Here is a 22487-nt window from a genome sequence, read left to right as displayed (position 1 = left end):
GGCATGGGGCATTGGGCATTGGGCATTGGGCAGGGGAGAATTAGAACTTGAAGTTTCAACGAAAATCGGCACTTGAACTTCTCAACTCGGAATTTTCCGAATTCTAAAAGCATGTCACCTTGACAGGGTTACTCCAAACTCCATTTATAAAAAGCAATGTCTGACTATAGGAATCCGGTTTGATTTGGAGAAAATATACGTAGGATGTGTTAGCACAGAGAGTACGGCATCAAACTCGTGTTCATAGTGCGTTACGAACTCCGTTCTAACACACTCTACAATACTTAATTTCGTTCAAAAATCAAATAGTAATCCTATATATTTGACTATACAGAACTGAACTATATAGATTTGACTATAATTACTGAAAACATCCATATTTTCGTCAGAAGCGAGTGAATCATAATTTGAAGCAACGCCCGAACCTGAAATTAGTAAACAGTCAGCAGTGAACAGTTCTGATGGTCTATGGTGAGGAATTTAGAGTCAAGCAATAAAACTGATAACTGTTAAAGGGGTTGCGCTGATTGTCGGTCAAGTTGAGAATAAATAGGCGAAGCACACGGGGAAACTAACGTGAGTCAAGGATTTGATTACGATTTAGTAATTATCGGCGCTGGTGTAGGCGGACATGGCGCAGCCTTACACGCCGTAAGTTGCGGTTTGAAAACAGCGATTATTGAAGCTGCTGATATGGGAGGAACCTGTGTTAATCGGGGCTGTATTCCTTCTAAGGCGCTGCTGGCAGCATCTGGACGTGTGCGGGAGTTACGTAATGCCCACCACCTGAAGTCATTGGGAATTCAAATTGGTAGCGTGGAATTCGATCGCCAAGCGATCGCTAATCATGCTAATAATCTCGTCTCGAAAATTCAAGGCGACTTAACCAACAGCCTCAAACGTCTAAAAGTTGATATTATCAACGGTTGGGGAAAAATTGCTGGGGCGCAAAAAGTCTCTGTTACCGGAGATGGCGGTGAAAAAACCATCACAGCCAAAGATATCATTCTTTCTCCTGGTTCAATTCCTTTTGTGCCTCCAGGGATTGAAGTAGATGGCAAAACTGTCTTTACCAGCGATCAAGGCGTAAAGTTGGAGTCGCTACCAGACTGGGTGGCGATTATTGGCAGTGGTTATATCGGCTTAGAATTTTCTGATATTTACTCAGCTTTGGGTTGCGAAATCACCTTGATTGAAGCCCTAGATCAGTTAATGCCAGGATTTGACCGAGATATTGCCAAACTTGCCGAACGGGTACTGATTACCCCCCGCGATATTGAAACGAAAGTGGGGATATACGCTAAAAAAGTCATCCCCGGTTCACCAGTGGTGATTGAATTAGCAGATTTCAAAACCAAAGAAGATGTAGATGTCATCGAAGTAGATGCTTGCTTGGTGGCTACAGGACGCATCCCAGCGACCAAAAATCTTGGTTTAGAGTCTGTGGGCGTAGAACTGGATCGGCGGAATTTTATTCCAGTTGACGATCGCATGGCAGTGCTATCAGCAGGTGAAGTAGTACCGCATTTGTGGGCAATTGGCGATGCTAATGGGAAGATGATGTTGGCACATGCGGCTTCTGCTCAAGGCATCATCGCCGTAGAAAATATTGTTGGGAGGGAAAGAATAGTAGATTATCGCAGCATCCCGGCGGCGGCGTTTACCCACCCAGAAGTTAGCTATGTGGGCTTAACAGAAACCGCAGCTAAGGAGTTAGGACAAACCGAAGGTTTTGAAATCGCCACAAGTCGGAGTTACTACAAAGGGAATTCCAAAGCGTTGGCAGAAAATGAAGCCGATGGTATTGCCAAGGTAATATATCGCAAAGACACCGGAGAAGTCTTGGGCGTCCACATTTTTGGACTGCACGCCTCAGACTTAATTCATGAAGCCTCAGCTGCGATCGCAAACCGTCAATCTGTCCAAAGTCTCGCGCATCTAGTTCACGCCCACCCGACACTTTCGGAAGTGCTGGACGAAGCTTATAAACGAGCCATCGCAATTTAGGGAGTAGGGAGTAGGGAGTAGGGTATTTCCCTATTCCCCATTCCCCATTCCCCATTCCCCACTCCCCACTCCCCAATCCCCAATTATGCAAATCCGTCGCCGTTCACCTAACCCAGCTATTGATGTATCGATATTGCGTTATCAGGCTGTCGTACCTGATGCTGCGCCAAACAACATCTTGGAGGAAATTGTCTGGCAGAAAGAAATAGAATATGACCAAATGCGGGAAAAAGTTCCTTTGCAACAATTGCTAAAACAGGTAGTGACTGCGCCGCCAACCCGTGATTTTGTCGCCGCCTTACGGCAAGCTAAGACTAAGCCAGCATTGATTGCCGAAGTTAAGAAAGCTTCACCTAGCAAAGGTGTTTTACGAGAAGATTTTGACCCAGTAGCGATCGCCCTGTCTTATCAGCAAGGTGGCGCTAGTTGTCTTTCTGTGCTGACAGATGTCAAGTTCTTTCAAGGTAGTTTTGAAAACTTAGCCAAGGTTCGGGCTGCTGTAGATTTGCCCTTACTATGCAAAGAGTTTGTCGTTTATGCTTACCAAATATACTTGGCGCGGGTTCAGGGTGCAGATGCTATTTTGTTGATTGCCGCTATTTTGAGCGATCAAGATTTGAAGTACTTCCTTAAAATTGCTAACAACCTAAAAATGGCAACTTTGGTTGAAGTCCATAGCTTGGCAGAACTTGACCGTGTGTTAGCTTTAGATGGAGTCTCCTTAGTCGGAATCAATAATCGTAATTTGGAAGACTTCTCTGTTGACTTGCAAACTACTTGCCAACTTTTAGCTGCAAGGGGTAGCCAATTGCAGGAGAAAAACATCCTTGTTGTCAGCGAGTCAGGACTACACAACCCAGATGATCTGAGTATGGTACTGACAGCAGGTGCATCGGCTGTACTCATTGGAGAATCTTTGGTCAAACAACCAGATCCCGGCGCTGCGATCGCCCATATATTGCCGAGGAATTCATGAAATAAACACCCCTACGCCTCTTAGCATAAAGCAACTAACTGCATACAATAGTTGGTCAATTGGGTACACTATGCGTGGACACGCAGCACATTGCCATCAAATATCATCATATCTTTGCCAAACCTTCATTGCTAATCAACTCAAAGCCATAAACAACTAGTTATTTCTTATGTAACAATTTATTGAGAAAAGCCAAATGACTAATACAAAATCTCAAATATGAAATCAAAAGTTAACTTCATGGAGCAAATTCCTCTACCTTCTCCTATTCACTACGAACTTATACTTCAACTTTTAGAGAGACAAACCATGTTAGCTGTAAATGATAATCCAGATTTACGGCATCAGGTAAATCAACTAATTATTACTCTGCGTAAAGCTGCCGTACAGCAAAAACGCCTAGAAGAAATTTGCGAGTTTTCCTCTATGACTGTTGATCACCGTTGGTCAATCAACCATCATCACGATAACAAAGTTGTTGCTCCCGATTAAAGCTGATAACTTAATATCTCAACCTCAGATTTGGCATCTTTGTTAAGTTAGCTTACCAGCCTCAGAAAGTGTATCTCTGTATTAAACGAACCAGTATTCAAAACTTTCACTGCATTTACTTGACTCAAATGCAAAGTTTGAGGTGTGATTTAAAATGATTCTGTAACCAGAATCTCTGCTTTGTAAAAATATCTAGAAATGCTATAGGAATCCGGTTTGATTTGGAGAAAATATACGTAGGATGTGTAGCTGCGAGAGTACGGCATGAAAGCCGTGATTATAGTGCGTTACGAACTCCGTTCTAACACACTCTACAATACCTAATTTCGTTCAAAAATCAAATAGTAATCCTATAGATGAGAATTTTAAATAGGTAGTCAGTCTGAACGCTTAGATTATATTTGATAAACATTTTACTTTCCTATAGTTAATGTTCTAAATTTATAGATAGTTATTTTTTCTAATTTTTAACTTGATTCATTACAATTTATACAAAAGCTCTATTAATTCCGTATAAAAAATGTCATCTTTAGAAAAATTTTAGATGGGAAAAAGTTCATATTGATTTATAGGAAACTGTAGATCAGCTAAAATATTTATGAGATTCTCTCTCGAATTTAGCGAAAGATGAAATATAACAGCATTGATGAACTATTCAAAAATAATCAGGCTTGGGTTGCCGAGAAACTAGCAATAGACCCAACTTACTTTCAAGACTTATCAAGCGGACAAACACCACCTTTTCTATACATTGGGTGTTCTGATAGTCGTCTAGCATTAACAAGCTTTACTCGTACAGAACCAGGAGAGTTATTTGTACACCGTAATATTGCCAATCAAATTTCTCTAACAGATATAAACTTTTTAGCGGTTTTAGAATACGCAATTTTACATCTTCAAGTCGAGCATATTATCGTTTGTGGTCACTACGATTGCGGAGGAATTAAAGCGGCTTTAGAGGGGAGAACTATCGGAATTCTTGATAACTGGGTAAATCCGATTCGGGAACTGTATTTACAGAAACAAGAAGAAATTGATGCCTTGCCAACAAGAGAAGAACGTTTGAATCGTTTGGCAGAAATAAACGTTGTAGCGCAAGTAAAAAATCTTTACCAAACTTCCATTATGCGTCAGGTACTCTATGAGCGAAAAGCGCCTATGGTTCATGGCTGGGTGCTAGATATAAGCACTGGGTTAATCAAAGATTTGAACGTCTCAACTGTGCAATGGCAATTGCACATTTGCCCCTTGCTTCTAGAATTTAGACTCTATGCTATGTTAAAAAATGAGAGTTAATTCGGTATTTATCGACACATAAAAGCTCATATCTTTAAATTCCAAAGCTTTACCCAAGCTAGTCATCTTGCAGGTAATTTATTTTTCTCGTTTTCATACTCTGCATATAAATGTATTCATTGAGGCTCTGACTCAATTTATCACTATATGCAGAGCCTCAAAGCTACCCCTACAAAGAATTATTTCTTAGCAATTATCCATACTGCGTGAATAATTCCAGGAATGTAACCAAAAAGTGTCAAAACTATATTAATCCAAAAATCTATACCAAAACCTACTTGCAAAAAAACTCCCAGAGGCGGTACGAAAATGGCACACAAAATCCGAACTAAATCCATTTAAACCTCCTATTAATCTCCCAAAAAACAGCTTGTTGGCAAAGTGATTCACCAGTGTTCAAGCATATTTGTACCTTTCAAAGATAACATTCTCTCTCTTAATCTAGATCACGGTTGAGATGCGGTAAACCGCACTCAAGATTAGCCACCGCTAATTTTAGCTTTGTAACCTAGTTTGCTCAAAATCTCGACAATTTTTTGCTTGTGTTCGCCCTGAATTTCGATTTCGTTATCTTTAACTGTCCCACCTGTGCCGCACTGGGTTTTCAACTGCTTCACCAAATCAGCCAAGGTTTCTGGTTTGGCTTGAAAACCGCTAATCACTGTAACAGTTTTGCCTTTGCGTCCTTTGCGCGAAGCTTGTACTTTAAGATTTTGTTGTTGTGCGGGGAGTTCTGGAATTGGTCTTTCTGTGGCGGCGGAGTTGTCGTTGCCAAATTCGCGGTAGACAAAGCTTTTGTCAGAAGATTTGGGATTTGAAGAAGACATAAAATGACTGTTTAAGAAAAATTTCAAAGGCAGTGGAAACTTCTACGCAACCATTCTGCTGGGATATCAATTTCTAGGCTAACATCACAAATCCATTGCTAAGGATTCAAAGTAATTGGGCATGGGGCATTGGGCATTGGGCATTGGGCATTGGGCATTGGGTATCGAGGAAGATATTTAGCTTCCAGTCCCAAGATATAACCTGGATATGCCCTAGACTTTCTATAATAATTAAATCATTCTCGTCATTGCAAACAGCCCGTGACTACCACTCCCCTATCTCCAAACTCAACTGCTCAAGTTCCTGATACACTAGGTCGCTTTGGACGCTTCGGCGGTAAGTATGTACCTGAAACGCTGATGCCTGCTCTTACTGAACTAGAAACAGCTTATCAGCAATACCGCAATGACCCTGGTTTTCAAGCAGAACTACAGCAGTTGTTACGGGACTATGTAGGACGTGCCACACCATTATATTTCGCTGAACGCCTGACTGCTCATTATGCCCGACCCGATCGCACGGGGCCGCAAATTTACTTAAAACGCGAGGATTTAAATCATACTGGCGCTCATAAAATTAATAATGCCCTTGGTCAAGTATTGTTGGCAAAGCGCATGGGTAAGCAACGGATTATTGCCGAAACGGGTGCTGGACAACACGGAGTTGCCACAGCTACAGTTTGCGCTCGTTTTGGGCTGGAATGCATAATTTACATGGGCGTTCATGATATGGAACGCCAAGCTTTAAATGTGTTCAGAATGCGGTTGATGGGGGCAGAAGTGCGTCCGGTGGAAGCGGGAACTGGAACCCTGAAGGATGCTACTTCTGAAGCAATCCGCGATTGGGTGACAAATGTGGAAACAACTCACTACATTCTCGGTTCAGTAGCAGGGCCCCATCCTTACCCGATGATGGTACGTGATTTCCATGCAGTAATCGGCCAAGAAACTCGCGCCCAAGCAATCGAAAAGTGGGGTGTATTACCTGATATTCTCTTGGCTTGCGTGGGTGGTGGTTCCAATGCTATGGGATTATTTTATGAGTTTATGAATGAGCCTTCTATACGGTTCATTGGGATTGAGGCAGCAGGAGAAGGTGTCAATACTGAAAAACACGCAGCAACTTTGACAAAAGGACGAGTTGGTGTATTGCACGGAGCCATGAGCTATCTTCTGCAAGATGAGGATGGGCAAATCATTGAGGCACACTCAATTAGTGCGGGTTTAGATTACCCCGGTGTGGGGCCAGAACACAGTTATTTGAAAGATACTGGTCGCGCTGAATATTATAGTGTGACGGATGCAGAGGCTTTAGCAGCATTTCAGCGATTGTCAAAATTGGAAGGGATTATCCCGGCATTAGAAACAGCTCATGCGATCGCCTACCTCGAAACCCTGTGTCCTCAACTAACCGACAGTCCCCGGATTGTAATTAACTGCTCTGGACGTGGCGATAAGGATGTACAAACAGTAGCCAAGTTCTTAAATGATGCGTAAACATACATACAGCAGATTTCAAGTTCGTGAGGTATAGAAATAGCCCACCCGCTCTACCGCGCACCCTCCCCGATGCTTTGGGGAGGGTTGGGGAGGAGTGTAACTCATGTAGTTGCAAAACGCTGTATATAAAAAAATCTTTGGAAAAAGCAATTACGGATCAACAATTTCAACACCCGATGCTACCGTAACCCACTCATGACGAACGAGTTGGCACGCCAAAATTTTGCTCCAGCTTTGCTTCTGAATTCTTATTTCTGACTTCTTTTTCAACAGCTACAGAGATTGAAGCTTACGAACCGGATGCCAAGGTAATTAAGGAGCGGGAACAGTGGCGTGCGGAATATTTGCACAGGTGTTGCGCGTGGTACAGCAAGAGTTAGAAACCCTCAACAAAAGCTAGTAAAGCACCGCAGAAGTAAACTAACCATCCCAAATCAATGAAACCCTTGCGGTATAGGAATTACGAATTATGTCGCTTGCTTCTTGCCGAGGCAAGTATTACAAATTCCACGCAAGAGGTTTTCGTAGATAAATTTATGCCATTTATATCCCATTAGAACTTACGCATTGACAGAAAAGCCAAAATAACAGGTAGAGTTTTCAAGGCTGATAGCTAGATTTTTCAATGAGATTTTAGCGATGCCTGCGGCGGGCTACGCCTACGCACTCAATCAAAAGTGATTGATAAAAGCCCGAAACAACGTATTTAGGTTGATGCACAAGATAGTTATTTTGTACAGTGCGTAAGTCCTACCCATGTTACCCAATATTAGCCGTGGTAATACTTAGCACGCTATCTGTTCAGATTCAATAATAATTCATAGCAATTATCATTTTCTATGTATTAATACTGGCGAATATTATTATTCTTATGATTTTTTCTAACTCCTATTACTTAGATACAGAAATATTTGTGTATTACAAAATGAAGTTTTTAAAGTGGCTTAGATAGAAATAATCATACTAATGGTAGAGTGCAAAATTTTATAAGTAGCAATATTTTTTCCGTAATTCTATGCATTTGAAAGTCTACTGGTAGTTTTTGAACAAAAAACGCCATATATGGAGATATATAGACTTATAATCAAGTTGTCAGATTGATACTAGCTTGGTTAAGCTTTCTGGAGCTAAAGTTCCAGTTAGTTATCAACAAATGATTAAATCAACAATCTACAGCGTTGCTTTGGGCACTATCATTCTCGGTAGTGGAGCGATCGCTACTCCTGTAACAAATTCAACTTTGACGCCGACACCTTCAAGTGTATCAAATAGCACTGTTAAAATTGCAGCATCTAAAGTTGACACTGCTGCTTTAGAAGAGGAGGTTTTCAAACAAATTAATGACTACAGAGTTTCCCAAGGATTAAAAAAGCTGACTCGTAATTCTGCCATTGATAATCAAGCCAGGATTCACAGTCAGGATATGGCTCAAGGTAAAGTTCCCGCTGGACATACGGGATTTAGAGAACGTGTTATGGCAGTTGGTATTCCCTACAGTTTAGCTGGTGAAAATGTCGCTACTAACTATGGATATAGTGACCCTGTGACGACAGCTGTTCAAGGCTGGCTCAAAAGTCCAGCGCATCTTGCTACTATCAGAGGTAATTTTGAAACGACTGGGATTGGTGTTGCCGTTAGCAACAACAGTAGAGGCGAAATCTTCTTCACACAACTTTTCTTTACTCCTACAAAAACTTCTGCAACAACTCCTGCAAAAACTTCTGCAACAACTCCTGCAACAAATTCAACTTCTACACCGCCCTCTTCTAACGTATCAAATAATACTGGCAACCTTGCAGGATCTAAGATTGACACTGCTGCTTTAGAAAAGGCGGTTTTCAAACAAATTAATGACTACAGAGTTTCCCAAGGATTCAAAAAGCTGACTCGTAACACTGCCATCGATAATCAAGCCAGGATTCACAGTCAGGATATGGCTCAAGGTAAAGTTCCCTTTGGACATACGGGATTTTCAGAACGTATTAAAGCAGTCGGTATTCCTTACAGTTCAGCTGGTGAAAATGTCGCTAGTAACTATGGATATAGCGATCCTGTGACGACAGCTGTTCAAGGCTGGCTCAAAAGTCCAGGGCATCTTGCTAATATCAGAGGTGATTATGATAAAACGGGGATTGGTGTCGTTAGCAATAGTAGAGGCGAAATCTACTTCACACAACTTTTCTTTCGCTGATAGATTTGGTATAATTTAGGTTTTTTCTCAAATTCCCCAGACTTTAGCCTGCTAGCAAAGCTTTTGCTAGATATAAAATAATGTAGTTTCAATAACATTTGTCTATTGAATACTACATTATTTTTTTAGTAATTCATGAAAATCTTAAATTATCAGCAAAAATAACCGTAATTTTACGATGCTGACCTATTAAAGTATTGACCATTGCAAATCATTTTTTGTACTTCCTATACAAGGATGTAGCCAGATTGCCAAAATTCATCAATCCTTAATAGTATCGTGGTATATATCGTCGGAACAATAGGGTAGAGTATAAGTCTTATATCTCTACATATTACGCAATTTTCCATGTTCCGACAAACTGCTTTTGGCATCGCTTTAAGTGCGCTTGTCCTTGCTAGTGGGTTAACGACTGTTCCGATACCAAATCATCCTTCTACGAATACATCCACCCGTAATAAGCTGTTGTCGCTTTTTTCGAGTCAGGTTGCAATATCGACTCCTACTTTTAAGACTACGGAGCTAGAAAAATCCGTTTTTGAAGAAATTAATCGATATCGGGCTTCTAAAGGATTGCCAAAGTTGACCCTAAATGCAAATATCACTCGACAGGCAAGAATTCATAGTCAGAATATGGCTAAAGGTAAAACACCATTTAGCCATCAGGGATTTGAACGGCGAGTCAATGCTATCCCTATTCGCTACAGCAGTGCGGCGGAAAATGTTGCTTTCAATCGGGGATATAGTAACCCTGTGGATGAAGCTGTTACTGGTTGGATTAAGAGTCCGGGACATCTAAAGAACCTTAAAGGAAATTACAACCTCACTGGAATTGGTGTTGCTACTAATAATCAAGGTGAAGTCTACCTTACACAGCTTTTTTTTCGTACTAGGTAGATTTAATTTATGATTGTTTTGCACAATAATAATGTAGTGTCTGACAAGACTTATATTTGCTGGACACTGCTATTATTTTTGAACAATTCATGACATTACAAGATTTTCAGGTGAGCGATCGCGATCTGGGCGACGCAGCTCTAGTACAGTATTTAAAATCTACAGCGATCGCAGTTGATACAGAAACGATGGGATTACTGCCACAACGCGATAGGTTGTGTCTTGTCCAGTTGTGCAACGAATTCGGGAAAGTGACTGCAATTCGCATAGCCAAAGGGCAAGCTGATGCGCCAAACTTAAAAAAACTCTTGTCAGCGACGAATGTCGTAAAAGTGTTTCACTTTGCTCGCTTTGACCTTGCCACTTTGCGAGCTAATCTGGGGATTCAGGTTAGACCTGTTTTTTGTACCAAAATTGCTAGTAAATTAGCTCGTACTTACACAAATCGCCACGGGCTTAAAGATGTGGTGCAAGAGTTAGAACAAGTAGAACTGGATAAAAGCTCTCAAAGTTCTGATTGGGGTAACGCCGCTAGTTTGTCTGAAGCTCAACTGAGTTATGCTGCCAATGATGTGCGCTATTTACTTAGTGTGCAGCATAAGCTAACAGAAATGCTCAAACGAGAAGAACGTTGGGAAATTGCTCAAGAATGTTTTGAATTTCTGCCAACAATAGTTTCGTTAGATTTGTTGCAGTTTAAAGATTTGTTTGAACATTGAGTCAACACTAAACCTCTTGGAAAAGTTTTTGCTCTGGAGTACAAGCATTACAAGAGGAAATATTCTATCTTTTAATTTCTGAATTGTGACTTCTCTGACCATGAAAAATCAAGATTAGACCTCTTGGAAAAATTCTTTAACACCCACCCGTAACCTTTCCCCATAAACAAGGAGCGGAGATTTTAACATAAGCCAAAGGTAGAGTGGGGTTCTCATTATTGATTTATGCAAGAGGTCTATTGCTAATTTTCTAAGTTATTTTTCGCCTACGATCCAATATTGGAATCGTCATTGCCTTTAGGAGCGTTAGATTCACTAATGCCTTCTTTGACATTATTGACTCCCTCTTGAATGCCTTCCTTAAGATTACTGGCTCCCTCTTGAATATTATCCTTGAAGTCACTAGCTCCTTTTTTAATGGCTTCTGTCGCGGTAGGGCCTCCCTTTGGCAGAGTTTCTTGGTGAGTTTTTAAGCGATCTACAACATTGTAGTCATCTGCACCTGGGGGAGTTTTTGATTCAACAATGCCTTCTGTTGGGCCACCGATAGCCTTCCATGCAGCAAGACCACCTTTGAGTTGGGAGACATGCTCAAATCCATTAGAACGAAGTTGTTGCGCTGCTTGGGCGGATTCTTCTTCGTTAGCACCGTAAACGTAAATATCGCGGCTCTTATCTAAAGAAGGCACTGCACGTTGTACCAATTCATCTATTGGCATTGGCATAGCTCCTAAAATGTGACCTTCATTGAAGGTGTTGCGATCGCGCACATCCAGTATCGTAAAAGCTGGTTCGCCCCATTCTAGACGAGACTTCAATGTATGAACATCAGACTGTGATTCTACTGGTGGCTGTGGGGGAATTATGCCGCCGACTAAATTATTAACCATAAGTATCCCTGACTTGACGATATTGATAGCAATTTAACTGACTAAACATATTGAATTACTCTTTCTCTGGGCTGAATTTACTTAAAATATCTCTTAAGATAGACTATCTAATTAAAACTTTTTATACCATTGAATGCATTGCAAATTTAACCATATTAAACTATTTAAAAAAGTTATTTTGAGTTTTTATATTAATTGTATGAAATATATTTAAAGTTCTATTTGTGATATTTAATTACTGAAAAAAGATTGTGAATAAGGTTAAAATATTCAGCTATTAGTACAGTAATTATGTGCATTTTCAATATCTGCGATCGCTAACAATAACGCCTTATAACTTTTCATAATCAAATGAGTTACATCAGAGCAAGCTCCTCGTTTGCTCTTAGAGGATGTCTTAAAAGTCCTCAAGCCATTCTTCTTTAACCTCTTCTGTTTGTGTTGCGCCAGTTGCTAAAGAGCGGGAACGCTAAAAGCGTAGCAAGATCCCCGTAGGGGTACAAGTCGGGGAACCCTTTCGGCAGTCGCTCATGGGGTTTCCCCCAGACGCTCGTACCTCGCTAACGCTGCGCTATCGCCCTTGGCGTCTCCCCTTGGGAGAAGACCACCCTGCCTCACCAATGCACTAGCTTCTCTATGCCTCTGCGGTTAAATAAAAGACTTTTCAACCGCACAGACGCTGAGGGCGCAGAGAGAAAAAAGAGATTTTACCAGTTACCATTAAAAGGTATTTAAGTATTTAAATCTAAAATTGTACAATAAAAATCCAAAATTATACAAACTTCATAGAATCAATACTTATACAATTTATTAGCATTACAATGGCTAAAGTTTTGATAAACTTCATGGAAGATTAATTGTAAACAGTTACTACAGTAGCGATCGTACTCAGCAGAGACGCACGTGAATACACTATTAACAGAAACACGTAAAGCAAAACTGGCGCAACGAATCGCCCAATCTACAATAGGCAGCATTATGGTTATGGCTCCCACTACTACTCCTAAAATTCTGATCGTCGATGATGACTTTGGTGTGCGAAATCTGGTCTATCGTTTTTTAAGCCGGAAATATCAGATAGAGTCCGCAGCAGATGGTAAGACTGCCTTATCGTTGTTTGAGCAATTCAATCCGGCCTTAGTAATTCTGGATTGGAATTTGCCGGATCTTAATGGTTACAGCCTCTGCCAAGAAATGCAGAGCCGTACTAATGTTTTAGTGCTGATACTGACTAGTAGGACTGACGAGGCTGATAAAATTAAAATCTTAAGCGCAGGTGCTGATGATTTTATGACTAAACCGTTTAGTCTTGCAGAAGTTGAAGTTAGAGTGGAAGCTCTTTTAAGACGGATACGCTACATCAACCCCTCCCCAACACAACGAATCATTTTTAAGCAGTTAGCAATTAACCCAGAGGGTCGGGAGGTAACACTTAACGATAAACCTCTTGCTTTAACAGCACTGGAATTTAATATCTTACATTTTTTGGCAAGTCATCCTAATCAAGCTTGGAGTCGTCCACAACTAATCCAAAAAATTTGGGGTTGCGATTACGTAGGAGATGGCCGAGTGGTTGATGTGCATATTGGTCAGCTTCGTAAGAAGATGGAAGTCGATGCCAGCATACCGGAGTTTATTAAAACTGTGCGGGGCTATGGTTACAAGTTTGAAGTGCCTGACGAAAATACTCATTCCTGAGCTTTCTGATTTCAGAAGTGCTTATAAAAAGAATTGCTCGGATGAGTTAGCATTAGCATTATTGCTGATTTAAGCAGTTTTACTGAGGATTAACGGTATAACTTGCGTTGATTTGGAAAAAGGCTTTATTTAGTGCCAAAACCAAAAGTGCAAATATTGCCGATTTAAAATAGGTGATTTTGCCTTGTCACCTGAGTAAGTGAAAGATTTTCCTTACTTTGAAATTTATAAATCCACCAAAAATTACTAGAGTCAATCTAACGGATTTAACCGATAGCCGACTCAATGTAAGGCAAACCATTGTGCCGTTTCTCCATCAAAGATGAGTGTGCAGATAAGCTAATGAGCATTTAAGTTGCGTATAAGTAGGTCTGTAGCTCCTACTACAAGCAAATAAACCTGTAAAAATGAATGACGATTAGTTTACTATTTCGATCTCGTCAAATAGGCAGCTTTGGACTCTGACTTGTGTAGGCTAGCAAAAACCGTAGGCATGGCTCAACAAATCCTACAAGGTTAGCGGGGGCAAGTCAACGAAAAAAGTATACTTGGGTCTTGGCTTAACCTTTCAAATTTACCTTCCCTTCAAGCTTTGATCCATCTTGATGAGATAAAAATTTTTCACTACTGTGATAGCTTCTTCGCCATTTTTCCAGATGCTCTATAGATATTGATTTAGAAATGACGTTCACGCCATTTCCTCGCCAAGCAACTTCTGCATCTGTTGTGAAAACCCCACATTCTAATTGATCTAGCCTTATATTCCAATATTCACTAAATCGGCCTTTCAAAGTAATAACTTGCTCAAATACCTTGTTTCTGTGTTTATTTCTTCTTTTTCTTTCAGTAGCTCCTGTTGCTTCTGTATCAATAAACTTGGTTTCAATTAAAAACAGGCTTCCTTTAAAGGTCTGATAGACAAAATCACACTTTCCTAAATCTGTATAATCTGAAATTGGAGATTTTTCAAATAACAGTAATTCAGCACACGAGGGAAATAAGTCTTTAATATTCAGAAATAAATAAGCTTGCAATAGAAGTTCCTTATCATAAGGAAATAAGATAACTCCTTCAAAAAATTTTTTAATGTCCTCCTGAGTTTGGGGTTGAATAATTTTACAGTACGAAACAAATTTATGTAGCTCGTTCACGATCATCAAGTTATAACTCCTTCCCCTGGTCGCAGCCTTAAGGGTCTTAGCATAAAAATATACCACCGCCTCTAGGAAATTATCATCCGCATAAGTAACTAAAAAAACTATTATAAGCTTGGATATTTAAGGCAATTTACTGTTGACGGTTCAGTAAAACTGATTATTAAGCTGCTTTTCAGTATTGGTGGACTTTTCACTTTTGGCTTTAGATACCAGTCAGCGATTTGATATGAGCAGGAAAACTGGCATTTTGCAAAGCTTGAACGGTTATTCTAGAATCTTGTACGCAAAATTGCCAACCCAAACGAACAAGTTTTCGAGAATTTTCAGTTTGTATAATTCCAATCACTGGCATTTTTGCCTTTTCTTTGTCTCCTGAGTGTTCTTGCAAAATTATTTTCAAGCGATGTAGTTCATCGATATTACCTGCTTGCTGGGGATTTAATTCCACCATTACCATTTGTACTGTTTCCACTGGCTCTGCATCTTCAAGAATAAATTGAGTTTGCTCGTCACGTCGATCTACTTTTCCCCAAATAATCAATCTAGTGTCAACTTGAAGTAGGGAACTAATGCGTTCATAGGTTTTAGGAAAGACTACAGCTTCTGATTGCGTTGTGAGGTCTTCTATTTGCAAAATTGCCATTTGATCGCCTTTTTTAGTAACCACTTTTTTGACGTTATTTAACATGACAACTGCACAAAGCCTTGTCTCTTCCCTTTGCTCTCCCAGTTGCGAAAGGTTAATTGGAGTCAAAAGTGGTGTTATTTGCCGTAAGGATTTCAGTGGATGATCTGATACATAAAATCCTAATAATTCTTTCTCCATCTGCAACTTTTTCTGTGGTGGCAAGTCCATCACAGGTTTAGATTTTGGAGCAGTTTCAAAGGCATTATTTGCTCTTTTGGTGGGAGTAGAAGAAAATGCGTCACCTAATAAATCTAAAAGATTTCCTTGACCACTAGCTCTGTCTTTAGCGCGAGATTGTGCCCAATCATACACTAATTCTAAGTCGTTAATTAACTGTTGACGGTTGGGTTCAATTTTGTCAAATGCTCCACAGTAAATCAGCGATTCCATAGTGCGGCGGTTAACAGCACGTAAATCCACGCGATCGCAAAAATCAGCGAGGGATTTAAATCCTGTCTCATTTCTCGCTTCCAAAATACAAGCGATCGCACTCTGTCCCACGTTACGCACTGCCGAAAATCCAAACAAAATCTTTCCTGCCGTTGGCGTAAAATCAACACCAGAACGATTAATATCTGGCGGATCTATGGAAATACCCATATTTGTACAATTAGTAATATATCTCTGTACCTTATCGGTATCACCACTGTTAGCCGTTAACAGCGCTGCCATATATTCTAATGGGTAATTAGCTTTTAAATATGCTGTTTGATAAGTTACATAACCATAGGCAGTCGAATGGGATTTATTGAAACAATTGGAAGCTATTAACCCATTTTTGATCGCAAAATTATGGTCATGCTCAACCCCTATGTCATAGACATTTTGTTTTCCTAAATATTTGCGTGTGACTATTTTAATCATCCTAGCCTGTCCCCAAATTTTGCTAACTTGATAAAACGATGACAATTGTAATTCTTGTAATACTATAATAAAAAATTATATCACTATAAAACGCTGCTATACTCTTACACAAAAATAGCCAAGATATATCAAACTTTTGCCAAACCATTAGATAGACAGTTAATAGCTATGCAATTGCTGTTTTAAAGCTTATTGAACACGTTCCAATACATATTAATGCGCTTAATCAGATGCCTGCGGAGTGGAAAGAAGCAGGGGGATCTGTTCGCTGGAAAGAAAAGAATTGATGAACAATAATACCCTTTCTTCAAGTGCTTTCCCTATGCTTCCCCTGCTTATCCGATCGATATTGCTTTGTACATCCCGCTTCCATGCCTCTATCCAATGCCCAATGCGTCAGTTACTATCGTTGAAAAGTAACTCAGTATCAGAGGGTGTAACTAGGTGAAAGTCGCGTTGATCGTATTTTTGGTGGTGGTTGTGGCATTGTTTGTGGTAGTCGAGATCGGACTGCGATCGCTTTTTGGCTTTGGTAATCCTCTGATTTACATTGGCGATGAGCAGATTGGTTATTTATTGGCTCCTAACCAGCGTACCCGTCGGTTTGGTAATCGCATTGAGATTAATCAGTATTCTATGCGAGGTAATCCGCTTAAGCAGACACCTGCACCTTCTGGGTTACGAATTTTACTGTTAGGCGATTCTATTGCTAATGGTGGCTGGTGGACAGATCAGACTAATACAATATCCACAATGATGATGCGTTCTCTGGCATCATCCACTAATAATAGTTATCAGGAAGTAGAAGTGCTGAATGCTTCAGCTAACTCTTGGGGGCCAAGGAACGAGTTAGCTTATTTACAGAAGTTTAGCAATTTCAACGCCCAAGCAGTAGTGTTATTAATTAATACCGATGATTTGTTTGCTACTGCTCCTACTTCTTTACCAGTAGGACGCGATCGCAACTATCCCAATAGTAAACCTCCCTTAGCATTGGTGGAAGTGTGGCAACGTTATATCGTTAAGCAACAGCCAATTCCTGAAATGGAAATAGTGCAAAATGAAGCAGGCGATCGCGTGGGGATTAATTTGGAAGCGATCGGCAAAATTCAAGCCCTGAATCGCCAAACCAACAGCCAATTTCTCCTAGTCATGACTCCCTTACTGCGAGAAATTGGTGAACCAGGCCCCCGCGATTACGAAATTATTGCACGCCAGCGCTTGAACAATTATACTAAATTCCAACAAATTAACTATATAGACTTTTTACCGATATTCAATTCAATTACCAACCCGCAAGCTTTGTATCACGACCACATTCACCTCAACTTAGAAGGTAATAAAGTTGTCAGTGAAGTTATGGAGCGATCGCTTTTGGAAATTCTAAGGGAAATACCACATCCTCAGAGCTACTAAGGTCATCAATTCTATGCAAAAAAAGGTTCGTAGTGAGCGATTTATTGCTCAATTTCAAATGCCCATAAGCGGTGAGTCGAATTTATTTTGATGAAGCGAGACAATTCATATCTACTTATCCTCGGTATGATTACATCAGTAACAATCGAATTTGAGTTTTTTCTAAGATTATTTCTAGAGCTTTTTTTGCACTGGTAGTTTTAATAAAAATTTAACCCATATCTGTAAGATAACGACCAACTAATTTAAATTCATTCAGACAATATTCTCTAACTAAAATAGGAGTAATTCAGTTAATACTAAACCTTAAATCTTCAAGAAATACCCTAATTTCTGTAGATTTGTTTTTTATACCAGGAATTTAAACAATATGTTTAAATATTATTTTTAGTAAATCTCCTTGTGTAAAAGGCTTAGTTAAATAACCTGATGCTCTTACTATCTTAGCTTTAGCTCTATCTAGAAACCCTAATTTTTCTGACACCATAATCACAGGTGTATTTTTAAAATTTGAGTGTTTACGCAGCAAAGAGCAGAGTTCATACCCATCCAAATTAGGCATTGAAATATCCAACAAAATGATGTCGGGTTTAGTGTGAACAATCTGCATTAAAGCCTTTAAAGAATCGGTGACTCCCACAACAGAAAATATTTGCTCATCTAAATAACTTTTAATAGTATTCAATATTGTAGGGCTGTCATCAATACAAAAGATTGTGTAGATTTTTTTGTCAACAGGTGGTTTGGTGATTTGCTGACTCTTATGTTCATTGGTATTAATAGAGTAGGTTGGCGGCTTATAGCCGTTTATTGTAGACCAGTTTGGTGTACTTTTGCTTTTAGGTTTTAGCTCATTTATTTTGAACAATTCTGAAGGGTTTGATTGAGAAGTTGGCGATGTCTGACGATAAGCCGCTTCCCTTCGGGGTGTTTGGCATCGTTCAACTAGTAAGCGGAGATTCAGATGACAAAACTTTGGCATGTCATCCAGAAAGCTTTCAGGAATAAATTCATAGCTCCCCTCGTCTAAGTTCAGAAATGACTCTAGAACTTCTAGCGCCAATTGCTCTATCAGTATCGCCGCTTGAGAGGGACTGATATATTTCTGATTGACTAACCAACAAATCGCCAAATAATCTGGATTCGGTATTGCCTGATTTTCAATACCAGTTTCAAATATCACCCGTAATTGTTCGTGAATTTCACGAGGGAGAGTAGAAATTTGCTGACTCAAGCGTTGCAAATTTCTGTAAAGTGGCTCAAACATTTTCTCTGAATAGCAGGCATAAATTAGTTTACCCTCGTCTACATATATTGACCAAGAGCCTGATGTGCTAAATACCTGCAAACAACCAGTAACCGACTTACCAGTGATTTTTTTCAACAAAGATAAAGGCTGGAGCTTTTGGAAAAATCTGTATCTACTAATCGGAAGTGTCTTCATTAGGATGGTTTTGGAATAAAATTAACATTTGTTTGCACGTAAAATTAGTGAATTACCTTTTCGGAATTCACTACGACTTTGGTGGAAGCACTATCAGATAAATATAGCGGTCACATTTGAGTTAGTACAGAGATTCCACACCCCCCAACTCTTAATTCACCAATCTCTCTTAAGCTATAAAGCACGAGTTACAAATAAACCAATCCATGTTATTGCCCAATGGCAAAATGGCCTGACTGGTTGCCAGGATATAGTATTTCAAAAATTAGATTGGTTTTCTGTATCTTTCGCTAATCTAGCCAATCTAACAGTAACTCAAGTGCAACGCATAGACCATTGGCTCTCGCCCATCAGTCACAAAAGCATCATTGGTATCCGTATTTAGCAGCCTAAAATTGTAGATATACTTTAGTTTTCGTGCCAAAGTGGTTTTGCCTCTCGTGCTACAGTCGAAAGCGACCAAAATCTACTTTAATGTAGCGGAAAATGATTCTCCCTCAAGGCTTTTGAGCATTAAATCCACGCTGATGAACTATGTTTTTGCAATCGTGACGAAAGTTGTGAGGCACTTTTGCTAGAAGTTTATTCTTGAGGGTAACTTCTTCAAGAGAAAACGTATTATTAGAAACTAAGCATTAAAAAAGTTAAATGTCTTACTTAGGTTTGTGATTGTAGAGCAACCTTTAGTCTTGGGATTGGGTAAAATTATCACTTGCACAACAAGAATGGTAAACCTCCGACCAAAGATGAGTTAGCTGGTAATTGCCGCCCTGATGGTGTGTGGTGAGATGCAACGGGCAACCAAATCAGCAGAAGGGAATTTCTTCATAATTACTGGAGACGGTTTTTAATGTTGTGTGGGGCTAAATAGTCACCCTACACAATTTGAAGTGACAAATTCAAGAACTTGCAGCGAAATTCCTGATTGCTAATACATACCTGCAAAATAGCTCTTTTCGGCTAGATGGTAGATAACAAGTAAGTAACCACTAAAATTCAGATTACTATAATTTTCAAAAAAAGTTAGCGGAAATATATAAACTTCATGATAAATCAGTAAAGGAAACATGAAAACTAATTAATATTATTTTTCAGTATTTATTTGCTCGGAAGTCCGGGAAGGCTGAGAATGTACAGTTAAAGATAATTTTGTATGTTTATAGCCCACATTCCGCACCCAGAGTGTCACAATCGGTAATCACTTAACTTTTGACAGGTTTTGAGCTAAAAATTATGCTGACATAATTTTTAATCTCAGTTAAAACAAGGAGATTAAGTATATAAACTAGCTTTGTTTTATTCTAAAAAACAGTGAAAACACCTTTGTGACAGTTAGGGTGCGGAAGGTGGGTTATAGCAGTTTTCGGTTACGAAGAGAAAATTGTCTGCGTAGGCGTAGCCCGTCGTAGACATCGTATTCATCTATAAAGTAGATTTAGCAAAAAGACGCAAAGAATTTCTTTGCGTCTTTAGTGTGAGATTTAGAAGTAGATATTCTCACTGTTAAAATTCTCCATCCACTTAAACTTGCTCCCGCCAGCACCAGCTTAAAAGTGTACCACCTGCTACCAGCTTAACTATTTCCAGTACCCAATAACTGCCGTGCAGTATATTCATTGTCGATGGAATAGCAGCAGCAGCTTCAAATAGGTTGAGTTGAACTCCTATGGCGCACATCTGCGGAGTTAAGAAATAGGTGTCAAGCATAGCTATAGTTAGCAGCAGCACAGATAAAACAATACTGCCAATACTCCAGTGATATCGGGTTTTGCTCAGAGCTAGTGCCCCAGTCAGGACTACAGCAGCAGATAATAATTCCATCCGATTGAAGTTCCAAAAAATCGTATAGCCTGCTGTCGTAAAACCAGCTTGGCTCATCATGCCAGAAAGATAAAGGCTAGGCATAATTACCCAGTCTAAAACTAGACTAGCACTGAGCCAAAAGCCCAAAGTTAATATGATGCCGGTTTGCCAAATTGGTCGCTTGAATTCAAAGTTAGAAATAGCAGTCATAAAATAATTGCGTGTGTTGTATTTCTTAGTTTGTAACTTTACCAGCAGTTTGACAAGAAATATCAACTAACCTTTACAAAGCGATCGCTCTTAAATTATGAACTCAATCCCAAGATTTTTTAACCTAGATTGAGAAATATTAAGATTTTTTAAAAGTAATTTAAATAAATTTTGCCTGTTAGAAATACTCAATTTTTTATGTCGAAAGCAACTAAGCGATCGCGGCAACTGGAATGATGAATGATAAGTTGAAGTTTTAATTGATACAGAGACAGATTGCCAAAATCCTTCCTTAATTTGTTATAGCCTTCTGCCTTCTGAAGCATCCACTATGGCTTCAGTAAGTCGGCGAGAGAATTTCAATATATGTCAACTCAATTGTTTTAAACCCTTAAATTTATTTATGGGGTTTACTAAGTGAGCCTCCAGCATAGCTGCCTCCTGCCTTCTCATGCTGGTTTTCAAAAGTTTGTAGTTTACTGAACATTGTCTGTTTTATACGCAGACATGAATAATACCAAGTTGGTCGTATTATTTGCTCAAGAGCCAGTTTAGTAGAGATTTTGACTCTAAACAAGATTAATTTTGGCAGCCTTTCTTATATGATATCACGTTCAAATAAGCTAATTCCATCTCCTGTATAAAATATCTATCTTTAGACATAGTTTTGTCAAAATGTTTTGTTATTCACTACACTTCGCATGGTGGATTGACTTAAATCTATTTATATATGTTATGATTTGTGTTGTAATTTTAATTTATCATCTGGTAAATTATTTACTCAATTGAGCTAAAATAGCTTAATTGAGAACTTTAAAGGCAATTCAAGCAAACTTAGAAGTTTTTAACACACAAACGTTCCTTAAATAAAGTTAAAGTTTTGTTACTAGTAACTCAGATATTTTTAAATTCTAAATTTTTAGGAGTTACCGAGGTAGGTATGTTGAATACTGAGGAGTAACTTGATTGAATGAAAAAAGAATTCTACTGCCATTCTGAATAGAGTGTAGTGAGTCATATTCGTTTTTAACCATTTTATGGTTTAAGACTAAAACTAAAAAACAGCTAGCTGAGAATTAATTATGCCTGTAATCTCAAATGTCAACCTGGAGATAGATAATATGATTAGTTTACTAAGATAGAAATTTTGCAAAGTTTAATGGTGGGAAAGTTGCTAGAGACAAACATAGTGGAGTTAATAAAAATTCTGATAAACTTCCTAAAAGTCCACTGTTATTCTGAAGCAAATAGAAGATAGCGAGTTTAGCGATATAAGGCTTGATACTAATGGTAAAAAACAGCGAACTAACGATTAATCAGGGTTCTAGTCTCAAATTTAAGCTTGGAGACCAACGATACAATAGGTTTTCTAGGCTAGAATTTTTGCGGAATCGTACAGTTGGAAAGCCACT

16 protein-coding genes and 1 pseudogene are annotated in these 22487 nt (G+C 39.2%); 10 read left to right on the top strand and 7 right to left on the bottom strand.

What is annotated here, in order from left to right:
• Positions 1–576: 576 nt before the first annotated feature.
• The 4 genes from lpdA (at position 577) to CDC33_RS14565 (ending at position 4771) form a co-directional block, all read left to right on the top strand.
• Positions 577–2007: a dihydrolipoyl dehydrogenase gene (lpdA, locus tag CDC33_RS14580; RefSeq protein WP_109009063.1), complete on the top strand. Its 1431-nt coding sequence runs from the start codon at positions 577–579 to the stop codon at positions 2005–2007.
• A gap of 85 nt (positions 2008–2092) precedes the next feature.
• Positions 2093–2983, top strand: a complete 891-nt coding sequence (trpC, locus tag CDC33_RS14575) for an indole-3-glycerol phosphate synthase TrpC (RefSeq protein WP_109009062.1) — start codon at positions 2093–2095, stop codon at positions 2981–2983.
• 240 nt (positions 2984–3223) lie between these two features.
• Positions 3224–3475: a DUF5340 domain-containing protein gene (locus tag CDC33_RS14570; protein WP_100903113.1), complete on the top strand. Its 252-nt coding sequence runs from the start codon at positions 3224–3226 to the stop codon at positions 3473–3475.
• 627 nt (positions 3476–4102) lie between these two features.
• The gene (locus CDC33_RS14565) at positions 4103–4771 is read left to right on the top strand and encodes a carbonic anhydrase (protein ID WP_109009061.1); all 669 of its coding nucleotides are present in this window, start codon (positions 4103–4105) and stop codon (positions 4769–4771) included.
• Between the two features lie 179 nt (positions 4772–4950).
• On the opposite strand, the gene CDC33_RS14560 is transcribed toward CDC33_RS14565, so the two are convergent.
• Positions 4951–5109, bottom strand: coding sequence for a YqaE/Pmp3 family membrane protein (locus CDC33_RS14560; protein ID WP_012410519.1), 159 nt, complete (start codon positions 5107–5109; stop codon positions 4951–4953).
• A gap of 141 nt (positions 5110–5250) precedes the next feature.
• On the bottom strand, positions 5251–5598 hold the full coding sequence (locus CDC33_RS14555; protein WP_109009060.1) for a translation initiation factor: 348 nt from the start codon (positions 5596–5598) through the stop codon (positions 5251–5253).
• A 261-nt stretch (positions 5599–5859) separates the two neighbouring features.
• Between CDC33_RS14555 and trpB the strand changes: the two genes are divergently transcribed.
• The 4 genes from trpB (at position 5860) to CDC33_RS14535 (ending at position 10905) form a co-directional block, all read left to right on the top strand.
• Entirely contained in the window at positions 5860–7095 is a 1236-nt protein-coding gene (trpB, locus tag CDC33_RS14550) for a tryptophan synthase subunit beta (RefSeq protein ID WP_109009059.1), read from the top strand.
• Positions 7096–8251: 1156 nt separating this feature from the next.
• Positions 8252–9289, top strand: a complete 1038-nt coding sequence (locus CDC33_RS41655) for a CAP domain-containing protein (RefSeq protein ID WP_369694299.1) — start codon at positions 8252–8254, stop codon at positions 9287–9289.
• A 348-nt stretch (positions 9290–9637) separates the two neighbouring features.
• On the top strand, positions 9638–10186 hold the full coding sequence (locus CDC33_RS14540; protein WP_109009058.1) for a CAP domain-containing protein: 549 nt from the start codon (positions 9638–9640) through the stop codon (positions 10184–10186).
• 89 nt (positions 10187–10275) lie between these two features.
• Positions 10276–10905: a ribonuclease D gene (locus CDC33_RS14535; protein ID WP_109009057.1), complete on the top strand. Its 630-nt coding sequence runs from the start codon at positions 10276–10278 to the stop codon at positions 10903–10905.
• Between the two features lie 443 nt (positions 10906–11348).
• On the opposite strand, the pseudogene CDC33_RS14530 reads toward CDC33_RS14535, so the two are convergent.
• Positions 11349–11795, bottom strand: a pseudogene (locus tag CDC33_RS14530) (rhodanese-like domain-containing protein); the annotation flags it as partial.
• Between the two features lie 978 nt (positions 11796–12773).
• Between CDC33_RS14530 and CDC33_RS14525 the strand changes: the two are divergent.
• A complete protein-coding gene (locus CDC33_RS14525; protein ID WP_109012577.1) occupies positions 12774–13493 on the top strand; it encodes a response regulator transcription factor in 720 nt (239 codons plus the stop codon).
• Between the two features lie 560 nt (positions 13494–14053).
• Here the strand turns inward: CDC33_RS14525 and CDC33_RS14520 are convergent.
• The gene (locus tag CDC33_RS14520; RefSeq protein WP_109009055.1) at positions 14054–14650 is read right to left on the bottom strand and encodes a hypothetical protein; all 597 of its coding nucleotides are present in this window, start codon (positions 14648–14650) and stop codon (positions 14054–14056) included.
• 202 nt (positions 14651–14852) lie between these two features.
• On the bottom strand, positions 14853–16202 hold the full coding sequence (locus tag CDC33_RS14515; RefSeq protein ID WP_109009054.1) for a helix-hairpin-helix domain-containing protein: 1350 nt from the start codon (positions 16200–16202) through the stop codon (positions 14853–14855).
• A 444-nt stretch (positions 16203–16646) separates the two neighbouring features.
• Here CDC33_RS14515 and CDC33_RS14510 point away from each other — a divergent pair, with 444 nt between their 5' ends.
• Positions 16647–17618 carry an SGNH/GDSL hydrolase family protein gene (locus CDC33_RS14510; RefSeq protein WP_109009053.1) on the top strand — a complete coding sequence of 324 codons (972 nt, stop codon included), beginning with the start codon at positions 16647–16649 and terminating at the stop codon, positions 17616–17618.
• Between the two features lie 361 nt (positions 17619–17979).
• Here the strand turns inward: CDC33_RS14510 and CDC33_RS14505 are convergent, their stop codons facing one another.
• Together CDC33_RS14505 and CDC33_RS14495 are read right to left on the bottom strand one after the other, a co-directional pair.
• A complete protein-coding gene (locus tag CDC33_RS14505; protein ID WP_109009052.1) occupies positions 17980–19062 on the bottom strand; it encodes a response regulator in 1083 nt (360 codons plus the stop codon).
• 1521 nt (positions 19063–20583) lie between these two features.
• Positions 20584–21075 (bottom strand): hypothetical protein, encoded by a 492-nt coding sequence (locus CDC33_RS14495; protein WP_109009050.1) that lies wholly within the window; start codon positions 21073–21075, stop codon positions 20584–20586.
• Positions 21076–22487 lie beyond the last annotated feature (1412 nt).

Origin of the sequence: Nostoc commune NIES-4072 (genome assembly GCF_003113895.1) — a bacterium.
GTDB classification, from domain to species: domain Bacteria; phylum Cyanobacteriota; class Cyanobacteriia; order Cyanobacteriales; family Nostocaceae; genus Nostoc; species Nostoc commune.
The sequence above is the reverse complement of the archived record's forward strand: the minus strand, read 5'-3'. Positions and strand labels throughout refer to the sequence as shown.